This is a genomic window from Martelella sp. NC20, from assembly GCF_013459645.1.
Lineage (GTDB): Bacteria > Pseudomonadota > Alphaproteobacteria > Rhizobiales > Rhizobiaceae > Martelella.
The window spans coordinates 4,569,291-4,590,091 of record NZ_CP054861.1 but is presented as its reverse complement, the minus strand read 5'-3'; the positions used below and the strand labels follow the sequence as shown (position 1 = coordinate 4,590,091).

Genomic DNA, 20,801 nt, shown 5'->3' with positions numbered 1-20,801 from the left:
TCTTCAACGAACAAGAAGGATTCGGTGATGCGTATTTCGCGGATTTTGGCATCGTGTACGGCTCTGGCCACCCTTGCATGCGCAACAGCCTCATGGTCTCAGGACGGCAGTGAGACGACGGTGCTTTCCCCCGTCAGCGTGACGACAACGGGCGGCAAGGAGGGGATTGCCGATACCCCGCTTGCCACCGAGACGACCCGTGAGGAGCTCGACCAGAATATCGTCTCCGATTTCGGCGATTTCACCCGTGTGCTGGAGCCGGGGGTGACCTTCGTCGGCGATGATGCCGGCTCGGTCAATATCCGCGGCATGCAGGGCCCGCGCGTCTCGACCGTCATCGACGGCATCCAGATCCCCTATCTCGACGATACGGCGCGTTCCGACGCCAATGGCGGCGGCGATGCCTTCTCGTTCGATTCGATCGCGACGATCGATATTGTGCGCGGCGCCGACAGTTCGCGTTCCGGCAGCGGCTCGCTCGGCGGCACTGTGGTGCTGCGCACGCTTGAGCCCGAAGACCTGATCGATCCCGAAAAGGGCTATGGCGGTCGATTCGGCCTCACCTATGACAGCGCCGATGAGAGTATCGACGGCAATGCGGCTTTCGCCATACAGGCCGGCAATACCGCGCTTCTTTTCCAGGGCGATATCGCCTCCGGCTCCGAAATGCAGAACCAGGGCGATGTCGGCGGTTATGGCGCGACCCGCAGCGAGCCGAACCCGGCAAGCTTCGACGAGAACAACCTGCTGTTCAAGATCCGTCAGAACATCATGGAGGCTCACACCGTCGGCCTGACGGTCGAGCGCTATGACCGCAACAAGGATATCGAGCTGCTCACCGACCAGGGCGCGACCTACGCACCGGACAACTGGAACGGCAGCGAAGTGAAGCACCGCGACCGCGTCTCGATCGATTACAATTACGCCGCCATTGCCGATGACGGTCTGATCGACCAGGCGTTCAGCACGTTCTACTGGCTGAAGAGCGAACGCGAGAGCGGCACGGACGGCATCCGCCTATCCTCCCGTGGCACACCGCCCTATGGCGAGTACTCGCGTACGTCCACCACCGATGACGAGCGCTATGGCTGGTCCGGCTGGGCGGAGAAAAGCGTCGAAACCGGATCGCTGTTCCACACCTTCACGCTTGGCGGCGATTTCTACTATTCGCAGACCAGCCAGTATTCGAGCGGCGTCGACAATTGCGGCCCCGGCCCCTATGCGCCCTTCAGCACCTGCAGCTTCCTGCACACCAACCAGTCCGATACGCCGGATGTGAACGGCTATGTGCTGGGCCTCTATGCCCATGACGAGATCGTCTTCGGCGACAGCGGCTTTGCGCTGACCCCCGGCGTGCGGTTCGACTGGTATCAGTATGACCCGCAGGATACGGCAAGCTACACCAACAACCCGAACTATAACGGCCTGCCGGAAAGCCAGAGCAACTGGCAGATCTCGCCGAAACTGCTCGCGACCTATGACCTCACCGACTTCACCCAGATCTATGGCCAGATCTCGACCGCCTTCCGTGCGCCGACGCCGGGCGAGCTCTATGTCGATTACGGTTCGCCGGGCAGCTATCTCAGGATCGGCAATCCCGATCTCGAGCCGGAAACGAGCTGGGGCGTGGAACTTGGCGCCAATTTCGGCGACGACGAGGATGGCGGCAGGGTTTCGGCCTTCTACAGCCGCTACAAGGACTTCATCGACACCCAGTCGGTTGAGCCGACCGATCTGGGCTTTGCCAGCAGCCTCTATCCGCTCGGCATCACCCAGACCATCAATATCGACAATGTCGAGATTGCCGGTGTCGAGGCGAGCTTCCAGAAGTCGTTCGTCAACAACTGGGACCTGCATGCCTCGCTTGCCTTCGCGCGCGGCTGGGACATGGACACCCACAAGATGCTCGCTTCGGTCGCGCCCCTGAAAGCCGTCATCGGCGGCGGATATAACGATGAGACCTGGGGCGTGAACTCCAACTGGATCCTGTCGGCAAAGGTGCCGGACGGCTCCACCGCTACCTTCAAGGCTCCGGGCTACGGCATCGTCGACGTTACCGCCTGGTGGTCGCCGGAGCGGTTCGACGGGCTCCTGGTTCAGGCCGGCGTCTACAACCTGTTCGACCAGACCTATTACGATGCGCTGGACCTGCAGGACACCACGCTGACCCAGCCGCGGAGCTTCTATTCCGAGCCCGGCCGCACCTTCAAGATATCGATGACGCAGACGTTCTGAGACGCGTCAGGCGAGCATGAGAGGAGCCGGGTCCGAGAGGGTCCGGCTCAGTTTGTTGACGAAGGCCTTGACAGATACTTCCGTCATGCCGGGCTTGACCCGGCATCCAGGGCCGCTTGTGGTGGATTTCACGAAAGAGTCTTTGCGCGCAAGGACTTGCGCTTGCTGGATCCCGGATCAAGTCCGGGATGACGGCGGAGAGGGAGGCGACACCGTGCTCACTTACGGGATTTGTCATCAAACTGAGAGCCGGGCCCCGCGGGGCCCGGCTTTTTCGTTATGCGTCGCCCGATATTGGGCTCTGGCGGCGGTCACTTCTTCAGGATCTCGACGCCCGGCAGAACCTTGCCTTCCATCCATTCGAGGAACGCGCCGCCCGCCGTCGAGACATAGCTGAAATCATCCTTGACGCCGGCATGGTTGAGGGCCGAGACCGTGTCGCCGCCGCCGGCGACAGATACCAGCTTGCCGGCCCTGGTGCGCTCGGCCGCGAATTTTGCCGCGGCCACGGTGGCCGCGTCGAACGGCTCGATCTCGAACGCGCCGAGCGGGCCGTTCCAGACCAGCGTTTCGGCCTTTTCGATCCATTCGTTGATGGTCATGACGGATTGCGGGCCGACGTCGAGCATCATCTGGTCGGCCGGGATCGCGTCGATCGCGACGGTTTCGTTTGCGGCATTGGCCTTGAATTCGCCGGCGACCACACCGTCGACCGGCAGCACGATCGCGCAGCCGGTCTTTTCCGCCTTGGCCATGATCGCGCGGGCGGTATCGGCAAGATCATGCTCGCACAGCGACTTGCCGACATCGATGCCCTTGGCCGCGACGAAGGTATTGGCCATGCCGCCGCCGATCACCAGCGCATCGACCTTGTCGATCAGGTTTTCCAGAAGGTCGATCTTGGTGGAAACCTTGGCGCCGCCAACGATCGCCACCACCGGGTGCTTGGGATTGCCGAGCCCGCTTTCGAGCGCCTCAAGCTCGGCCTGCATGGTGCGGCCGGCATAGGCCGGCATGTGGTGACCGAGGCCTTCTGTCGAGGCATGGGCCCGGTGGGCGGCGGAAAAGGCATCATTGACATAGATATCGCCGTTTTTTGCGAGCGCCGCCACGAATTCGGGATCGTTCTTCTCCTCGCCCTTGTGGAAACGGGTGTTTTCGAGAAGCAGGATATCGCCGGCGCTCATCGCCGCGATCGCCTTCTCGGCGACCTCGCCGACGCAGTCATCGCAAAATGCGACGGCGTGATCGAGCACTTCCTCGACGGCGTAAACGATGGGCTTGAGCGACATTTCCGGCACGACCTGGCCCTTCGGGCGACCGAAATGAGCCATCAGGATGACCTTTGCACCCTTGTTGGACAACTCGTTGATCGTCGGCGCGACGCGCTCGATCCGGGTCGCGTCGGTTACCCGGCCCTCGCTGAAAGGCACGTTCAGATCGACGCGCACAAGGACGCGCTTGCCGTTGATATCAGGCAGGTCGTCGAGGGTCTTGAAAGCGGGCATGGGTCGTCCTCTTGAATGTTTGCCGCACCCCGGGGAGGGGCGCGTCCTGGCCGTGGGGCTGTGGCTCGTCTCAACGTTTCGCTGAAGACGCGCCATTGAAATCAACGATGGATTCCTAGTCAAAAACTGTCCGTTCGGCAATGTCGCAGTGACGAAAAGCCTATCGCCGCACCCTGCGCCGCAGACGGCCGAAGAACCGGGTCAGCGGTTCGAGGGGACCCGCCGGGCGTTCGCTTGCGGTGTCGTGCCAGACCCCGATCGAGGTAATGTTGTGCTCGGCATCGGCATCGCGCACGATCAGCGCAAGCGGGCCGAGATGCAGCCGGTCGGCGATGATCGGCTTGCCGCCAAGCTCCTGTTTCATGTAATCGGCAAGCCGCATGTCCTCGATATCCGCCGGTATCTCGACCATCGGGTCGATGGCGCGCAGTTCCTTCACGGGGCGGTCCGGCAACAGCACCTCGGTGCCGAGCAGCGGCTCCTCTCCCGCGCTTGCCGCAAGTGCGGGATCTGCGAAGAGCTGGTCGAGCAGGTAGGACATGCCGGGCGTCACGAACAGGTAGAGATAATCCCCGGCCTTCAGGTTTCCGGCATAGAAATAGCGCATCGAAAGCCCGTCGCGCACCACCAGCGAAGGTATGGCCCAGCGCGGGATCGGCGCGCCCTCCAGCACCGGCGCGCCTTCGGCCATACGATAGACCAGCAATTCGTGCTTGGCGTTTTCGTGGAGGTCGATATCGACGATTTCCAGCGCGCCGCTCGCCCGTGGCTGGACCAGTTTCAGAAACCGCGCGACCGGCGCCAGCATCCAGCCCTGCAGGATCAGCGAGACCAGCACCATGACGAAGACGATGTTGAATATTCGCCCGGCATTGTCGAGCCCGTAAAGGCTCGGGAGGATGGCGAGCAGGATGGAGGCCGCCCCGCGCAGCCCGATCCAGGCGATGAAATTGGTCTCGCGCGGCCGATAGTTGAATTTCCACAGGCAAAGCCAGACCGCGATGGGACGGGCGATGAAAACCAGAAACAGGGCGAGTGCGAACGCCGGAAGAAAAATCTCCGGAAAGTTCCGGGGGGTGGCGAGCAGACCCAGCAACAGGAACATGATGATCTGGGCCAGCCAGGTCATGCCCTCCTGAAACCGCCTTATGGAGCCGACATAGCGCACATGGCGGTTGCCGGCGATGAGGCCGGCGACATAGACCGCCATGAACCCGCTGCCGCCGGCGGCCCCCGTGGCCGAGAAGATCAAGAGGGCCGCCGTCAGCACCAGGATCGGCGCCAGACCGCGATTGAGGCTGAACCTGTTGGCGATCAGCACCGTCAACGCCCCGCCGATCACCCCGAACAGCAGGCCGAAACCGATCTCCTGCACGAAATGGAGCATCATCGGCAGGATTTCCTGCGTGCCGGTTTCCTTCATGGAGAGAACGGAAACCAGCGACATGGTCAGGAAGATCGCCATCGGATCGTTGATGCCGGATTCGACCTCGAGCGTCGCGCTGACCCTGTCGATCACCCTGATGCCGCCGATGCGCATCAGAAAGAACACCGCCGCCGCATCCGTCGAGGCGACGATTGCACCCAGCAGAAAACCCTCGAGCAAAGTAAATCTCAGGATAACGACGGCCGCCACGGCCACAAGGCCCGCCGTCGCCACCACGCCCACCGTCGCCAGGACGAGGGCGGGCATGGCGCTGGCGCGGAAGGTCTTGAACGACGTGCCGAAGCCGGAATCGAACAGGATCACGGCAAGCGCGAGCGAGCCGACATAGAAGGTCAAAGCGTCATTGTCGAACTCGATCCCGAAGCCATCGGTTCCCGCCAGAAGCCCGACACCCAGAAACAGGAGCAATAGCGGCGCGCCGAACCGGTAGGCGAGCGCGCTGGAAAGGGCGGCAAGAAGAATGAGGCCGGAAAAAACCAGCACCGCGAGATAGAATGTCGTCAAACTGTGTCCTTCCGGCAGAGCGGCGCGAGGAGCATGAAATGAGGTTCCGAAAAGTCCTTTTCCATAATGAAATAGGGTATTTGCGGCTTTTTTTAAAGCGTTGCCCGCACCATCGACGCGAAGTTGCAGCCAATGGCGAAAAAAGTTCGATTTCAGCTTTGCGAGCGTGTCTTGAAACCTGTCTTGACATTTCCCGCTCCATCAATCAATCGATTGATGGATGACAAGTACAAAATCCATACCGGGTCCGGTTCGCCGGCGCGAGATCGCGCGTGCAGCCCGTTCCATCCTCGCCGAAAAGGGCATGGAGGGATTGCGCACGCGCGCGGTTGCCGATGCGGTCGGCATCAATATTGCAACGCTGCACTATCATGTCGGCTGCAAGGATGGATTGCTGAAGCTGGTGACCGAGGCGATCCGCGATGATTTCGTGGCCATGCATGTCACGCGCCCGAGAGAAGGATTATCCGCCAGCGCTTGTCTGCGCCTCGAGTTTATCGAATATCGCGATATCCGGGCGGCCAACAGCGAAACCGTGAGAGCACTCGCCGAACTCAAGCGGCAGGCCACCCGGGACAGCTCGGTCGCAGCACTGCTCGCGCCGTTGCGAAAGGCCTGGCGCGAGGATTTCCGCGAGATTCTCAAAGACGGTCGCGCGACGGGCGAGTTCCGCGCCGACCTCGACCCCGAAACTTTTGCCGATATCATCATTGCGACGCTTGACGCTTATGGTAACGACGAAGCCTATGCCGAGACGAAGGCGATGTCGCGTCTGTTCTCGGAATTGTTTAAATCCGTGCTCGCTCCGCCCCAGAAGGAGGATTTCCGTGAATTCCAGTTTGACTGAAGCCCACGCCGAACCGCATCCGGGCCGGTGGGTGGCGCTTGCCGTGCTGCTTTGCGCCGTGTTCATGAACATGCTCGATGTCACCATCGTCAATGTTGCGCTGCCGTCGATCCAGAAGGGGCTCGGGGCAACCGATTCCGATATCGAATGGGTGGTCGCGGGCTATGTGCTGGTGTTTGCGCTGGCGCTGCTACCGTTCGGCAGGCTCGGCGATATCGTCGGCAAGAAGCGGATGTTCATGATCGGGGTGGTCTGCTTCACCATCGGCTCGGCGCTTTGCGGCCTGTCGCACGATATCGAGATGCTGATCGGCGCCCGCCTGTTTCAGGGCTTCTCGGCGGCGATGATGACGCCGCAGGTGCTGGCGCTGGCGCAGGTGATGTTTCCCCCGCATGAACGCGCGCGCGCCTTCTCGTTTTTCGGCATGATGGCGGGGATCGCGACCGTCAGCGGCCCGATCATCGGCGGGCTGCTGATCGATCACGATGTCTTCGGCCTCGGCTGGCGCGCGATTTTCCTGATCAATCTTCCGATCGGCGTGTTCGCGGTTCTGGCCGGCTGGAAGCTCGTGCCGCATACGCCCGGCAATTCCGGAGAGCGGAATGACTATGCCGGCATCGCGCTGATCGCCCTTGCGATGTTCCTGCTGATATTTCCGCTGGTCGAGGGTCGCACCTTCGGGTGGCCGGCCTGGTGCTTCGCGATGATGCTGGCCGCTGTCCCGGTGCTTGTGGCATTTGTGTTGTGGGAGCGCCGGCAGAACCGTCGCAATCGTCCGCAGCTTCTGGCCTTCGCGCTGATCGCCAACCGCAACTTCATGGTCGGCGGATTGATGGCGCTGGTGTTTTTCTCCACCTTGCCGGGCTTCTTTCTCTGCCTTGCCATTTTCCTGCAGGTCGGCTTCGGCTTCGACCCGCTGAAATCCGGGCTTACGACGATACCGTTTTCGGTCGGCGTCTTCGTGGCCTCCGTGGCCAATGGACGTTTTGGCAGCGTGGCGCTGAAATTCAGGATGATGTGTGGGCTGGTCCTGCTTCTCACCGGCATTTTCTGGCTGCGCTTCTATGTGCTGACCATAACCGATACGATTTCGCACTGGGCGGTGTTCGGGCCGCTGCTGACGGCGGGGCTGGGGCTCGGCATGTCGATCGCTTCAATCTTCCAACTGGTGCTGGCCGGGGTACCCGCCCGGGAGGCGGGATCGGCCTCCGGCGCGCTGCAGGCCGTCCAGCAGCTTGGCGGTGCGTTCGGCATCGCGATCATCAGCGAGATTTTCTTTTCCACGCTGGCAAATCTGCTCAAGGCCGGTTCCGGCCAGCATCCGGCCTATGTCGAAGCCTTCGCCGGCGCGGTTGTCTTCAACCTGGCCGCTTATGTGGTCGTGGCGGTGCTTGTGACGATGCTACCGGCCCACAAGGGGATACGCGGCCCGGGCAAGGCGGAGCCGCATATCGCCTGATGCTGTTTTGGCGGTCCCGGGTGAAGCGGATGCCACTTCACCCGGGATGGCTCAGGGCACGAGCAGCGTGCCCGCGCCGCCCTTGGTGAGGATTTCGAGCAGCACCGAGTGCTTGACCTTGCCGTTCAGAATGACCACGCCCTCGACGCCGGCCTCGATCGCCTCGATGCAGGTCTCGACCTTGGGGATCATGCCGCCCGAAACGGTTCCGTCCAGGATCAGGTTTCGGGCCTCGGCGACCGACAATTCCTTGATCAACTCGCCCTGCTTGTCGAGCACGCCCGGAACATCGGTGAGGAACAGCAGGCGCGTGGCGCGCAGCGCGCCGGCGATGGCGCCGGCAAAGGTATCGGCGTTGATATTGTAGGTTTCACCGGCGCGACCGGGCGCCACCGGCGCGATCACCGGTATCATCTCGGATTTCGCCAAAAGGTCGAGCAGCGTGGTGTCGACGGTCACGACCTCGCCGACAAAGCCGAGGTCGAGCACGCGCTCGATATTGGAATCGGGGTCGATCACGGTCTTCTTGGCCTTTTCGGCAAACACCATGTTGCCGTCCTTGCCGCAGAGCCCGATCGCCCATTCGCCGGTCTGGTTGATCAGCGCGACGATTTCCTTGTTGATCGAGCCCGCCAGCACCATCTCGACGATCTCGACGGTGGCCTGGTCAGTGACCCGCAGGCCGCCCTCGAACTTCGATTCAATGCCCATCCGCTTCAGCATATTGCCGATCTGCGGGCCGCCGCCATGAACGACGATCGGGTTGACGCCGGATTGTTTCAGGAGCGCGATATCGGCGGCGAAAGCCTGGCCCAGTTCGCTATCGCCCATGGCGTGGCCGCCATATTTAACGACGATCGTCTTGTTCTCGTATTTCTGCATATAGGGCAGGGCCTGGACCAAGAGCCGCGCCTGATGTTCGTTTTCCGACAGTGACATGAAACTCCCCGCTGCAATTCGCTCAGCGGCCTTTTAGCGCAAACTCCCGGTCGAGGAAACTCCTGTCGCGCCTTGGCCGAAAGACGGGTTGCGTCGGGCAGGCTTTGTCAGCAAACTGAGAAGAATTTCATGTTTGCACTTCTGAAACGAACCGCCATCGCCGCCACCCTTGTCTCTGGTACGGCGATCGCAGCATTCGTCGCTCTGCTGGACGGTACGGTCAACACGCTGCTGATGCCTGAAAACAAGGATGCGCTGGTCAAGGTTCTGACCTGCCGTGTCGTCGCCGCGAATTCGACACGCAAAAGGTGAATTATGCAATTATAGCAACTATAGAGCGATATAGGCTTGCCGTGACGGTGTCAGTAGCAGGTTTCGCGCAAAATTGCTGAATGCCGACCGGATACATAATGAGAAGACCCGGCGGCGGACACCAACCCCGGTGTGAACTGGCCGCCCTACGGGGCGGTCCTTCTATGTGCGGTCACATGTTGATCGTATCGATGATCGTCTGGCGCAGTTCATCGAGCCCATCGTGTTTCTCCGACGATGTCGCCATGATGACGGGGTAGGCGGCCGGGCGCTTGCGGATTTTCTCCGCAGTCGCCGTTAGCAGTTTGGCGACGGCCGGCGGTTTGATCTTGTCGCTCTTGGTCAGCACGATCTGATAGGAGACGGCGGCCTTGTCGAGAAGATCGAGAACCTCCTCGTCATTGTTCTTGATGCCGTGGCGGGCATCGATCAGCACATAGACCCGCTTCAGGGTGGCGCGGCCGCGCAGGTAGTCGAACACCAGCTTGGTCCATTGTTCGACCTGCTCTTTGGGCGCCTTGGCATAGCCATAGCCCGGCATGTCGACCAGCGCCATCGGCGGCAGGTCTTCGCCTTCGCCGGAATAGCCGTCGGGTACGAAATAATTGAGTTCCTGGGTGCGGCCCGGCGTGTTGGAGGTGCGCGCGAGCCCCTTCTGGGTCAGCAGCGCATTGATCAGCGAGGACTTGCCGACATTGGAGCGCCCCGCAAAGGCGACCTCGGCCGGCCCTTCCGGGGGCAGGAATTTCATCGACGGCACGCCGCGGATGAAAATCCACGGGCGGGAGAAAAGCACTGCGTCTTGGGCGATCTGCTGGGTCATGCTTTTTCACTACCACGAAGGAAGGGGGGACAAAATGTCGGCTGCGATACTTACGGAAAGATATTGGCCTGTAGGTGCCGGCGATTGGCGGCGAAGGCGTTGAGCCATTTGGCCACCATCAGTATTGCAGAGCCTCTCAACCCAAATCTCCCCTTGAGGGGGAGATGCCCCGACAGGGATAGAGAGGGGTGAAACGCAAACCGCGAATTCCGTGTCGATTGAGAGGGTTTACCCCTCTCTGTCGCTTTCGCGACATCTCTCCCTCAAGGGGAGAGATCGTAGCTTGCGGCCCTTCATGATTGTCAGAGCGAACGGTAGAGCCCTCGAGCGGTCGGGCAGGCGCGCATTTCCAATCGGCGCCAGCAGCGAACCTATTCCGAAGCCGGCTTCTTCTTGCCGAGTACGCCCTTCAGATTGTCGAACAGCTCGATCTTGACGCCGTGGCGCTTCATGATGATCGACTGCTGCAGGATCGACAGTGTGTTGTTCCATGCGTAGTAGATCACCAGACCCGCCGGGAACTGCGCCAGCATGTAGGTGAACACGACCGGCATCCAGTTGAAGATCATCGCCTGGGTCTTGTCCGGCGGCGTCGGGTTCATGCGCATCTGGATCCACATGGTGATCCCCATGATCAGCGGCCATGCGCCAATCATCAGGAAAGTCGGCACGGACCAGGGGAGAAGGCCGAACAGGTTGAACAGGCTGGTCGGATCAGGCGCGGAAAGGTCCTGAATCCAGCCGAAGAACGGGGCGTGGCGCATTTCGATGGTGACGTAGAGCACCTTGTAGAGCGCGAAGAAGATCGGGATCTGGATCAGCATCGGCCAGCAGCCGGCGACCGGATTGATCTTCTCCTTCTTGTAGAGCTCCATCATCGCCTTCTGCAGGCCCATGCGGTCGTCGCCGAACTGCTCCTTCAGCTCCGTCATCTTCGGCTGCATGCGCTTCATGTTGGCCATGGAGGCGTATTGTTTGGAAGCGAGCGGGAAGAAGACCAGCTTGATGATGACGGTGGTGATCAGGATCGCGACGCCGAAATTGCCGACCTGATGGTAGATGAACTCCATGAGTTGGAACAGCGGCTTGGTGATGAACCACAGCCAGCCCCAGTCGATCATGCGGTCGAAAAGCGGAATGTTGAACTGCTTTTCGTAGGCCGTCAGCGTATTGGTTTCCTTGGCGCCGGCAAACACCATCGTCTTCAGGTCGGCCGACTGGCCGGGCGCGATCGTCAGCGGGTTGTTGTCGGAATAATCCGCCTGATAGCGCGCGCGACCATCGGTGAAATGCGAGAACCGGGCGTCGTAATTGACATTTGCCTGCGGGATGACGGCGGTGCCCCAGTATTTGTCGGTCACACCGAACCAGCCGCCGGTCGAGTTGTCGTAGGTCTCGCTTTCCTTGGCGACGGATTTATAGGTGTCCTCGGTCACGCCGGCATCGGCGCCGAAAACGCCGAGGAAGCCTTCATGCAGAACCCATGCGGACGGTTCGTCCGGCAGGTTGAAGCGGGTGATGCGGCCATAGGGTGTCACCGAGGCCTGCTTTTCGGAATTATTGGTGATCTTGTCGTCGACGGTGATCATGTACTTGTCGTCGATCGAGAAGGTCCGGGTGAACTTGATGCCGGAATCATTGGTGTAGGAGATCACAACCGGCGTCGACGGCGTCAGTTCGCTGCCCTTTTCAAGCGTCCAGACCGTTTGCGGGCCCGGTACGCTGCCGGAATTGTCGCCCTGCACGAAGCCGAGTTCGGCGAAGTAGCCGTTCGGGGTTTCGGCCGGCGAAAACAGCGTCACGATCGGGCTCGTGGGGTCGACGGTGACGTGATAGTCCTTGAGCTTGATATCGTCGATCCGCGCGCCCGCAAGATTGATCGAGCCTTCGAGCGATGGCGTTTCGATCTTCACGCGCGGCGCGGTGGTCTGCTGGCCGCCTGCCTGGGAAAACACCGCATCGCTGCCGCCTGCCGGCGATGTGCCAGAGGCCGCGGGCGTCGCGCCATCGGGCGTAACCGTCTGTTCCTGCGCCTGCTGCTGCAGGGCAGCCTGTTCCTGGGCCTCGCGCTGCGCCTCCAGGCGCGGCCCCATGAAAAAGAACTGCCAGGCGAGGACGATCAGGACCGTCAGGCCGATCGCGATCATAGAATTGCGGTTATTTTCCATCTTTTATTCCTGGTGCGGAGGCCTTCCGGCTCCGTCCGGTTCGAGGCGGGTTTGAAATCCGCGATTCCAGCGCATCGGCCAGCCGCGCAAACGATGCATCGAGCACCTCGCGGCGGCCCACAACGACATAGTCGCAACCGGGCTCCATTGCAAACGCTGCCTTGAGGCGCACCGCCTCTTTCAGCCGCCGGCGAATGCGGTTGCGCTCCACGGCATTGCCCTGGCGTTTGGTCACGGTAAAACCGACGCGAGGCCCTGATGCGGGTTCGCGCCGGTCAAGTCGTTCCAGCAGAAACAGGGGGCCCTTGCGCCGCTCGCCTTTTTGAACGGCCAGAAACTGCGAACGGGTCTTGAGCCGTTCGACAGCAACCTCGGCCTTTTTCTCCGGCCCGGACATAAGGGCTAAAAGCCCTTACGCCGAAAGCTGCTTGCGGCCGCGGGCGCGGCGAGCCGACAGAACCTTGCGGCCGCCCTTGGTTGCCATGCGCGAGCGGAAGCCGTGGCGGCGTTTGCGAACGAGTTTGGAAGGCTGGTAGGTACGCTTGGTAGACATTTGTTTTAATACCGCGGTGTGCGGCCCTTCTTGAAAACCGGCCGAAACCGGTTAAGCGTGTGGTTGATGTCGGTCGGCTCCGGATCGCCGAAATGCCGGGTGCGGAGCCGAAACTGCGCGGCTTATAAGGGAAAGCGGCGCGAATTGTCAATCGCGCGGCGTATAAGACCGCAGCGAGAGGGCAGGGCCGGCGACAAGTTTTCGCGGGCATGTTTGTGATAAACCGATCCAACAGGGCGCCACGCCCGATCATGGTCCGGGTATCCACTACTTGCAAGTCCTTGAGTGCAAAAGGCTCTTCGCCGAGGTTCCAGATAGCATCTTCCATCCTCGAATCCGGCAAGAGGGCGGGAGCGCATCGATCCGCAGGCCTGGCGAGACGGTTTTGCATTTATTGCGTTCAGGCATAATATGGCGGCGGTTGAAGCGGAGAAAGCGGATGCGGTCTGAAAACCGCCCTCGGGGCACGGAAAGGGCACAACACCGCGCCGGCGCGGACGGCGTTGCGATGCCCCGTTTTCTGGCCGGCCTTTCCGGGCGGATACTGACGCTGACGGTCGCCGTCATCATGTTTGCCGAAGTGGTGTTCTTCGTGCCGGCGCTTTCGACCATGCGGCTGCGCTGGCTTGACGACCGGCTGAACACCGCGGCCGCCGCGGTCACCGTCATTGACGGGCTGCAGCCGCTGTCGCTGCCGCGCGCGCTTCAGGATGAGACGCTGATGGCGACGGGCACCAAGGCGATCGTGCTCAGAAAGGACGGCATGTCGCAATTGCTGGCCGTGGCCGACATGCCTCCGGAAATCAGTCGCAGCTACGATCTGACCGATGTCGGGCCGGTGGAAGCGGTGGTCGATGCCTTCGACGAGCTTCTGTTCGGCGGCGGACGGGCGATCCGCATTCTAGGGCATATCGGCGACAGCGACGCGATCATCGAACTGGTCATTTCCGACGATGAATTGCGCCACGCGCTGCTGATCTACGCGCGCAATATCTTCGCGCTCAGCATTCTGCTCTCGTCGGTCACCGCGATGCTGATCTTCTTCCGGCTGAATTCGATGCTGGTGCGGCCGCTCAGGCGCCAGATCGCCAACATGCAGGCCTTCTCCGAGCATCCCGACCTGCCCGAAAGCGTGTTCCGCGCGAGCGACGAACGCGACGAACTCGGCATCGCCGGCCGCCATCTCGCCACCATGCAGAGTGAATTGCAGAAGACCCTGCGCCAGCAGAAGCGGCTTGCCGAACTCGGCCTTGCCGTTTCCAAGATCAATCACGACATGCGCAATATCCTCGCGGCCGCGCAACTGATGTCGGACCGCATTGCCGGGACCGACGATCCCGTGGTCAAGCGCATCGCGCCCAAACTGCTGCGCGCGATCGACCGGGCTGCGGCCTATTCGCGCACGGTGCTGAGCTATGGTCAGGTCTCCGAGGCCGAGCCGAAGCGCCGGCTGGTCGATTTTCGGATGCTGGTCAACGACGTACATGACTATCTCGAACTCTCCGCAGATCCCTCGATCGAGTGGATCAACCGGGTGCCCGAGGGGCTGAATATCGATGCCGATCCAGAGCAGTTGTTCAGGGTGATCTTCAACCTTTGCCGCAACAGCGTCGAAGCGCTCGGCCAGCAGGCCAGGGCCAAGGCCGAGACGGTCAACTGTCTGACGGTTTCCGCCCAGCGACACGGCAGCGTGGTGTCGCTGACGATCGACGATACCGGCCCCGGCATGCCGCAGAAGGCGCGCGAGAACCTGTTTGCCGCCTTCCGCGGTTCGGCCCGCAGCGGGGGCACCGGACTGGGCCTTGCGATTGCCCGCGAACTGGTGCTCGCCCATGGCGGCACGATCGGGCTTGTGGAAAAGGCCGGGCAGGGCACGCTGTTCCGCATCGAAATTCCCGACCGCCCGGTGATGCTGGAAAGCTGGCGCGAGGAGAGCGGGGCCGGCGGATAGCGGCCGTGCATCGGTGGCGGCCTCGCCTGTTGATGTTGCAGGAAAATGACAACAATTTTCGCAAACCCGCTTGCAATCCAAATCGCAAGGCTCTAGAAGCCGTCTCGCACGCCGCAGACAGATGCGGCGACCGCAAAAGGCACGCGCCCGTAGCTCAGCTGGATAGAGCACCAGACTACGAATCTGGGGGTCAGGAGTTCGAATCTCTTCGGGCGCGCCACTACTTAGCCTCTTCAGAACCTCCGCGTTTTGCAACTTGTTTTGCAAAATCTGTTTCCAGTACGTTCTCGAATTTCGCGATTGCGCTGTCGGCAAGCCTGCTTGTCCGAGCCAGATATTTGTCGAGAATGTCCTGTGCGCGGCGCAGAGAATGTCCGGTGACCGCAGCGATCTCACCGAGGTTGCACCCGGCTTCGAACAGCATGGTGACTGTGGTTCCGCGAATATCGTGAAAGTGCAAGTCTTCGACAGCTGCAGCTTGCTGCGCCTCCGCCCACTGTTCAGCCAGATAGCGTTTCTGAAAGGGTCGCCCGGTCTTCGTCGTGAGAATTAGCGGCGAGCGCCTTTCGAGCCCGTCCAGCGTCGCTTTGAGTGCCTTGGTGCATTTGATTGCCACATACCGCTTCGTCTTCTGCTGGGTGAGGCGCAGATGTGAGCCGTCATAGTTGCCCCATGCCAGCCGCCGAAGATCGCCCTGGCGTTGGCCGGTGTGAAGCGCCAGAACCATGGCAAGCTGCATCTCTGCGCTTGCTACCGCCATGAAGGCTTCGAAATGCTCAGGAAGCCAAATCTTGTCGGAGCGGTCGCTTTTGTAAGCTTTGTCGAAGCCTTCCAGCACATTTTTGCCGAGCGGCCCATCCTTTGCTGCCCATGACAGCACCCGGCTTAAAATCGTGACGCGGTTGTCGGCTTCGCGCGGTTTGTCAGCAGAGAAGCTGTCATGCCATTTCACGATAGCGCGACGAAATGCCTTGTCCTCAAGTGCCGCATGCGGGACGCTGCCATACGTGTCTTCCCAAAACCTGAAAACGCGCCTGTATTCGTATTGTGTAGAGGCGGCCAGCCTGCGCCATTTGGCAGTTTCTTCAAAATCGCGCATGAGACCTGCCAGTGTTCCGGCGTCGCGCTTTCGTGATTTTTCTACCGCTTCTGCAATGGACGCTATGAACTCCGGCGAGCCGGGTTTCCCTTTGAGGCGAGCGCCCGTCGCCCGGTGATAGTAGTAGGTTTCAACCAGGCCGCTGGCCAGCTTGCGCCGAACCGTGTTGATTCCTTTAAACCTTGCGCGCATTTTCAAGTTCCCATTCTTCGAAAGGCGAAAGATCACTCACGACGAGTGCTGCGGGACCGCCTTCGCCAATAATCTCGATCTTGCCATCTGGATGGCGGACAAATCGCGCCCTTTCGAAACCGGCCTCGCGTGCCGCTTTGAAGTACCGTCTCATTTCTGCTTGCGTGATTTCAGCGCGGCGATTTGCCATCTGTCTCTTCCTGCTTTCTGTTCCGGCCATTGCATGATGAGCGAGGGTGAGGCCGACTGTTTTCTGTTGTGGACGGAGGGCGGGACGCCTCAGGTTAGCCGAAAGAGTCGGCCTTGCTGTGCGGCCAGATCTGCGACCTGCGCTGGGAGGGGGCGAACATCCATCCTCGTCATCCTCTGTTCCTCCACATCTCGAATTCCTTGACCATTTCCCTCCAGCCTGCCGCCGCCGCAGGATCCGTATTCAATTGGCCCGGGCTTGCGATCGCGAGAACTGACCGCACGCGCGTTGCGGCCGTCTTGTCTGTCGCCGGATGCGGCAGGTCGTGTCGCTCGATCAGAAACCGCATGAAGGCCGGCTCTGCGCACTTCATGGCGCATTCGGCGGCATAGTCCTTCGCGGGTTTGCCTCCTTTCGCCTCAAGCGCCTGTCGCAGCCGTTCGATCTCGCGCCGCCGTTCGACATCTCGTCTGGCCGCGGCATCCAGCATGCCGATCAGGTCGGTGGGGATTTCGATATGCCGCCGGATCAGTTCGCGGTTGTCGGCAGGGCATGTGACCGGAAGCGAGCAGATGATTTCCGGTTCGCCCGGACCAGTGACCTCAAGATGCATGCCGGCGGTATCGGCCAGAATGTCAGCCAGCGGGACAGCTCTGGAAACGAGCGCCCGATAGCCGTCCAGCCGCTCGCGTGCAGGCGGACGATTAGCCATCGCTGGATACTTCATTCAGAAACCTTGCCGGGATGTGTGTGAACTCTGCCGGCTCGGTTCCCGGCTTTGCCTCCCGCATGGGCATCCAGAAGCCGATGAACTCCGGATGACCCGCCACGGTCATCACATTCGGTCCGGTCTTGCGCAGCCAGTGCTTTGTGCTGAGTGTCCGGTGAGGGCTCATGGCATCGAGGAAGCCGGAGAACAGGGCCGGTATCTGCGGATTGAACCGGATCTCGTCGGCCCCGAACGAACCTGCCTTCCAGTTTGCGATCAACCGCCTCCAGTCGTGGGGAATGCCCCGGCTGATGCGGTAGTCGTGGCCGGGCATCAGACGGTTGCAGCCGGATGCAGACTGCTGAAACAGCACGGGCAGAAAATCCTCACCCTCTCCGGCATCGGCATGCCAACTGGGCGGTGCCATCTTCGGAAAGATCATCATTCCGGCTTCGTGGAACAGGGCCTCACCGGGTTGTGTCCATTCCGGCAGGTTGAAGGCATGTTCCCAGCCGCAGGAGAACATCCTGATCGGATCCTGCGGCCGGCGGAGGTCGAAGGCTCCGTCAGGAAGGTCGAGCGTCACGGCTTCGGATGCCCTTCCGTCCGGATCGTGGATCACGGCCATGGCGTGACCGCTGAAGACGCTGACGAATACGCCGCCTTCCGGCGCCGGTTCTACACCGACATGACCGAGGGGAAAGCGAGCCGGATCCTGCGAGCGGGCATAGTCGATCACGGCCTTCATCGGCCACAGCCATTTTGCGTTGAAAGTGCATGCGATGGGGCTGGCGGTTTCATCCAGGCCTGCCTTGTGGTTGCTGGAGTTCATTCCATCGATTGCCTCTGGCTTCATCGTCTTGGCTCCCGAAGTTGGTTTAGGACAAGGCGAGAACATGGGGCGAACGCCATGTTCCACCTGGGGTGCAAAAGCTCAGCTTCCGAGGATGGTGAGGGCAAGAAGTGCGGTGACGCTCATGCCGGCACAGAGGCCAACGACGAATCCGAGCCAAGAAGCTTTGCCCAAGCCTGTGTTTGTTGCATTTGTCGGGTTACATGCGGGAAATCGGTGCGTTATCAGACTATCTGACGCGATTTCTACGGCGTTCGGGCTGCGTGTAACCGGTACGCTGATACCAAGGCTCTTCATGTCGCTTTCCTTTTCTCGGCTATCTTCGGTGGCCGGCCGTCATGCCGGTCGGTCACACAAAGAGCAGGTTCAGAAAAGAAAATGGGACAATATGTCCAATATGTAAACAGTGAAAATGGACAATATGGACAAAATATCTATATGGACGTTTTGGCCTGAGGTGTTTAAAAGGGTGAGATTTATTGCGGGGTAGCTGTCGCGATGTGACGCTGAGTCGCTGCGATTGCCGCATTGGCGATGGGAATTCTACGAGGGTCGCTTTGAGCGCTCTGTGGGGTAGGGTGTTTAGTTTAGGGGGGGGCGGTTCTCTGCCTTTGAGAGTTCCCTGTGAGGCGGCTAAGCGCAGAGTTAGCCGCCTGTTCCTGTTCTTCGTTTTTGTGGCGAAGTGGCTTCTCCGCGGGAAACAATCATTGGCTTTACTCGCGAGCGCGGCTTTCCAAGCAGGAGGTGCTCAAGGTCGCAGCCTACGATTTGGCAGAATTTGCCGATAAGGTATGGAGGCAATGGGCTGCGGTTTTCGTATTTGCGATATCGCTCGGGCGGAATCGAAAGTAGAGTCGCCATCTGGGCGGCAGACATATTGGTTTCTTGACGGAAGCGCTTCACGCGGCCGCAATAGTCGTTGTTGAATAGGAATTCATCCGATTCGCTCATGTTTCAATATTAACATTGGACAATAAGTCTGTGTTGGGACATTTGCTCTGTTGACATATTGGACAAATCGTCCGATTTATGTCGCATGAGCTGTAAGAACGCCCCATCACGCTGGAATGAGATATCTGACGCTGCCGAAACCTGCGGCGCTGGATACTGGGCACGTAGAAAATGGCTTGAACGATCGAGCATTCCTGCGCGCTGGAAACTGAAAATAGTTGAGCAAACAGCCGGCCGAATTTCCCTGGCTGATATGGACTTCGCCATAAGCGTCGAAGAGGCCTCCGAATGATGGAGGTAGCTTCAATTCTCTCCCCCCGATCCGCAGTTGCCAGACCGGCATCGCGGACACCTTGCCGGCTTTGTTCCGGTCACGCCATGCCCCTGTGCAATGCGTTGCACGCGGCATGGCCTTTCCCTTTTTCCCTTCGCGCGCTCCGGGCAGCATCTGTGCCGGTCCGTTGCAGCGCGCGGCGTGTGACCGGCTTTCTCCTCCCGGCCGGTCCGCGCGGGGTGCGCCGGAGCGGGCGAGGCCTGCTCCGGCGCTGGTCCCTTTCAACTGCTGCGGCCCCCGGCCCATCCTGCTGTCCCTTCCGGCTTCGCCCGCCCTAGGTGCCTTATCCGACTGACCTGACCCTAAACCGCGATCCACCGTCCCGCCATGGGAAACGACGCCGGGTATTCCCCGGCGCGCATGGCCTTTTGTTGTTTTCGAAAGGGAGAGACATGGCCGAAGAGCCCTCCATCGATCCGTTCATCCTCGCCGTCCGCTGCGCCCAGCGCGACCTGATCAAAAGGGCAGGGGGGATCGAGCGCGTTGCGCTGATCACCAACCGCTCGACCAGCTCGGTCGGCCGCTGGAACGGCAAGCACGATACCGACATCATGCCGATCCCGGTGGTGCGGATCCTGGAAGAGGATACCGACGCGCCGCTGGTGACCGAGGCCATGGCAGCAGCCTCGGGCCGGCGGCTGAGCGAACCGGATGAGCGCAGCAGGACGGCGCTGTCGCTGATCCAGTGCATGGCCGGCGATCAGGCAAGCGAAAGCGAACTGATGAGCACGATCCTCGAAGCGCTGGCAGACGGGCATGTGACGCCTGGGGAAGCGCATCAATGCCTGCAGAAACTCTCCGACAAGGAAATCAGCGAGGACCGTCTGAAGCGCTGCCTGATCGGCGCGATTGCCGGCGGCGGTCTTTCGGTGCCCGGCGGGAGGAACGAGCGATGAAAGGCGCATTTCCCTTTGCCGAAGCCCCATCGCACCGGGTGATGCCCGGCGAGATCCGGCCCCGGCCATGGCAGCCGGAAGAAACCAGCCGTCCCGCCGAAGAGGACACGCCACCGGCAATCCCGATGCGCGACCTCACCGAGGATGAACTGGACGCCCTCTGCATGGAAGCGATCGAGGCTGCGACCGAGGCGGCGGCTGGCGCCGTTTGCGACCGGCGGCGTGAAGCCGGCACGGAATTGATCGTCCTTCCGCTCCGGTGTCCCGCCCTTAGTCACGGGCGGGCATCCCGAACGGAAAGGAGAGGCCTTGTGAAGCACTGGGACCGTCAGGAGATAGAGGCGATGGCCGCGATGCGCCGGGATGGCAAGGCGCTGACGGCGATTGCCGAGGCGTGGGGCGTGTCGCGCATGGTGGTTGCCGGCATTGCCCGCCGCAATCCGGAGCTGTTTCCCGTGAGGGAAAAGAAGACCGCAGCGGATAAAGCCGCGGAGCGAAAGTCGAAGGCCGCCAAGCTTCTGGCAAAGCGGAAGAAGGCAGCCGGGGCCGGGACGGTGGACAAACCCAGGCTGATCCCGGTCGAGGCCTATGACACCCAGCACATGCAGCTCCCCGGGGCCCCGACCGTGGCGTTCATCGACTGCGGCGAATTCCGCTGCCGGCTGGTGCTGACGCCGGGCGGGGAGCGGCTCGGGCCGGATACGCCCTGTTGCGGCAGGCCGGTGGCGGAGGGGGCCGCCTACTGCCCGGAGCATCAGAAGCTGATGTACCGGCCCTACATCAAGAGGACGCCGGCATGGTGATGGCAACCGAGACGGGGCCGGCTTCTGC

General features: G+C 61.1%; 18 protein-coding genes, 1 tRNA gene and 1 pseudogene. 8 read left to right on the top strand and 12 right to left on the bottom strand.

The window, feature by feature from the left end; genetic code table 11:
- Window positions 1–120 precede the first annotated feature (120 nt).
- Window positions 121–2,235 carry a TonB-dependent hemoglobin/transferrin/lactoferrin family receptor gene (locus HQ843_RS21905; RefSeq protein ID WP_246710190.1) on the top strand — a complete coding sequence of 705 codons (2,115 nt, stop codon included), beginning with the start codon at window positions 121–123 and terminating at the stop codon, window positions 2,233–2,235.
- A gap of 311 nt (window positions 2,236–2,546) precedes the next feature.
- On the opposite strand, the gene HQ843_RS21900 is transcribed toward HQ843_RS21905, so the two are convergent.
- Window positions 2,547–3,743 carry a phosphoglycerate kinase gene (locus HQ843_RS21900; RefSeq protein ID WP_180901210.1) on the bottom strand — a complete coding sequence of 399 codons (1,197 nt, stop codon included), beginning with the start codon at window positions 3,741–3,743 and terminating at the stop codon, window positions 2,547–2,549.
- Between the two features lie 160 nt (window positions 3,744–3,903).
- Entirely contained in the window at window positions 3,904–5,694 is a 1,791-nt protein-coding gene (locus HQ843_RS21895; RefSeq protein ID WP_180901211.1) for a potassium/proton antiporter, read from the bottom strand.
- Window positions 5,695–5,914: 220 nt separating this feature from the next.
- Between HQ843_RS21895 and HQ843_RS21890 the strand changes: the two genes are divergently transcribed.
- Both HQ843_RS21890 and HQ843_RS21885 read left to right on the top strand, forming a co-directional pair.
- Window positions 5,915–6,541 carry a TetR/AcrR family transcriptional regulator gene (locus HQ843_RS21890; RefSeq protein ID WP_180901212.1) on the top strand — a complete coding sequence of 209 codons (627 nt, stop codon included), beginning with the start codon at window positions 5,915–5,917 and terminating at the stop codon, window positions 6,539–6,541.
- Window positions 6,522–8,000 (top strand): DHA2 family efflux MFS transporter permease subunit, encoded by a 1,479-nt coding sequence (locus tag HQ843_RS21885; protein WP_180901213.1) that lies wholly within the window; start codon window positions 6,522–6,524, stop codon window positions 7,998–8,000. Before HQ843_RS21890 ends, HQ843_RS21885 begins: the two co-directional genes overlap by 20 nt.
- Window positions 8,001–8,051: 51 nt before the next feature.
- On the opposite strand, the gene argB is transcribed toward HQ843_RS21885, so the two are convergent.
- Window positions 8,052–8,939: an acetylglutamate kinase gene (gene argB, locus HQ843_RS21880; protein ID WP_180901214.1), complete on the bottom strand. Its 888-nt coding sequence runs from the start codon at window positions 8,937–8,939 to the stop codon at window positions 8,052–8,054.
- A 192-nt stretch (window positions 8,940–9,131) separates the two neighbouring features.
- Here argB and HQ843_RS29560 point away from each other — a divergent pair.
- Window positions 9,132–9,245, top strand: a pseudogene (locus tag HQ843_RS29560) (fasciclin domain-containing protein); the annotation flags it as partial.
- Between the two features lie 178 nt (window positions 9,246–9,423).
- Here HQ843_RS29560 and yihA read toward each other — a convergent pair.
- From yihA to rpmH, 4 genes are all read right to left on the bottom strand, one after another.
- Window positions 9,424–10,074, bottom strand: coding sequence for a ribosome biogenesis GTP-binding protein YihA/YsxC (yihA, locus tag HQ843_RS21870; protein WP_180901215.1), 651 nt, complete (start codon window positions 10,072–10,074; stop codon window positions 9,424–9,426).
- Window positions 10,075–10,445: 371 nt separating this feature from the next.
- Window positions 10,446–12,242 (bottom strand): membrane protein insertase YidC, encoded by a 1,797-nt coding sequence (gene yidC / locus HQ843_RS21865; RefSeq protein WP_180901216.1) that lies wholly within the window; start codon window positions 12,240–12,242, stop codon window positions 10,446–10,448.
- On the bottom strand, window positions 12,232–12,639 hold the full coding sequence (gene rnpA / locus HQ843_RS21860) for a ribonuclease P protein component (RefSeq protein ID WP_180901217.1): 408 nt from the start codon (window positions 12,637–12,639) through the stop codon (window positions 12,232–12,234). The genes yidC and rnpA overlap by 11 nt, the downstream gene beginning before the upstream one ends.
- Before the next feature lie 15 nt (window positions 12,640–12,654).
- Window positions 12,655–12,795 (bottom strand): 50S ribosomal protein L34, encoded by a 141-nt coding sequence (rpmH, locus tag HQ843_RS21855; protein ID WP_180901218.1) that lies wholly within the window; start codon window positions 12,793–12,795, stop codon window positions 12,655–12,657.
- Window positions 12,796–13,303: 508 nt separating this feature from the next.
- Between rpmH and HQ843_RS21850 the strand changes: the two genes are divergently transcribed.
- The gene (locus HQ843_RS21850; protein ID WP_180901219.1) at window positions 13,304–14,746 is read left to right on the top strand and encodes a sensor histidine kinase; all 1,443 of its coding nucleotides are present in this window, start codon (window positions 13,304–13,306) and stop codon (window positions 14,744–14,746) included.
- Between the two features lie 143 nt (window positions 14,747–14,889).
- A tRNA-Arg gene (locus HQ843_RS21845) sits at window positions 14,890–14,966 on the top strand.
- On the opposite strand, the gene HQ843_RS21840 is transcribed toward HQ843_RS21845, so the two are convergent.
- The 5 genes from HQ843_RS21840 to HQ843_RS21820 form a co-directional block, all read right to left on the bottom strand.
- Window positions 14,967–16,037: a tyrosine-type recombinase/integrase gene (locus HQ843_RS21840; RefSeq protein WP_180902078.1), complete on the bottom strand. Its 1,071-nt coding sequence runs from the start codon at window positions 16,035–16,037 to the stop codon at window positions 14,967–14,969. It lies immediately after the preceding tRNA gene.
- On the bottom strand, window positions 16,021–16,227 hold the full coding sequence (locus HQ843_RS21835) for a transcription factor iiib subunit (protein ID WP_180901220.1): 207 nt from the start codon (window positions 16,225–16,227) through the stop codon (window positions 16,021–16,023). The genes HQ843_RS21840 and HQ843_RS21835 overlap by 17 nt, the downstream gene beginning before the upstream one ends.
- A gap of 169 nt (window positions 16,228–16,396) precedes the next feature.
- On the bottom strand, window positions 16,397–16,939 hold the full coding sequence (locus HQ843_RS21830; protein WP_180901221.1) for a hypothetical protein: 543 nt from the start codon (window positions 16,937–16,939) through the stop codon (window positions 16,397–16,399).
- Entirely contained in the window at window positions 16,932–17,792 is an 861-nt protein-coding gene (locus HQ843_RS21825; RefSeq protein WP_180901222.1) for a hypothetical protein, read from the bottom strand. Before HQ843_RS21825 ends, HQ843_RS21830 begins: the two co-directional genes overlap by 8 nt.
- 642 nt (window positions 17,793–18,434) lie before the next feature.
- Entirely contained in the window at window positions 18,435–18,740 is a 306-nt protein-coding gene (locus HQ843_RS21820) for a helix-turn-helix domain-containing protein (RefSeq protein ID WP_180901223.1), read from the bottom strand.
- A gap of 726 nt (window positions 18,741–19,466) precedes the next feature.
- Between HQ843_RS21820 and HQ843_RS21815 the strand changes: the two genes are divergently transcribed.
- Together HQ843_RS21815 and HQ843_RS21810 are read left to right on the top strand one after the other, a co-directional pair.
- Window positions 19,467–19,970: a hypothetical protein gene (locus HQ843_RS21815; protein WP_180901224.1), complete on the top strand. Its 504-nt coding sequence runs from the start codon at window positions 19,467–19,469 to the stop codon at window positions 19,968–19,970.
- Window positions 19,967–20,773 (top strand): GcrA family cell cycle regulator, encoded by an 807-nt coding sequence (locus HQ843_RS21810; protein ID WP_180901225.1) that lies wholly within the window; start codon window positions 19,967–19,969, stop codon window positions 20,771–20,773. Before HQ843_RS21815 ends, HQ843_RS21810 begins: the two co-directional genes overlap by 4 nt.
- Window positions 20,774–20,801 lie beyond the last annotated feature (28 nt).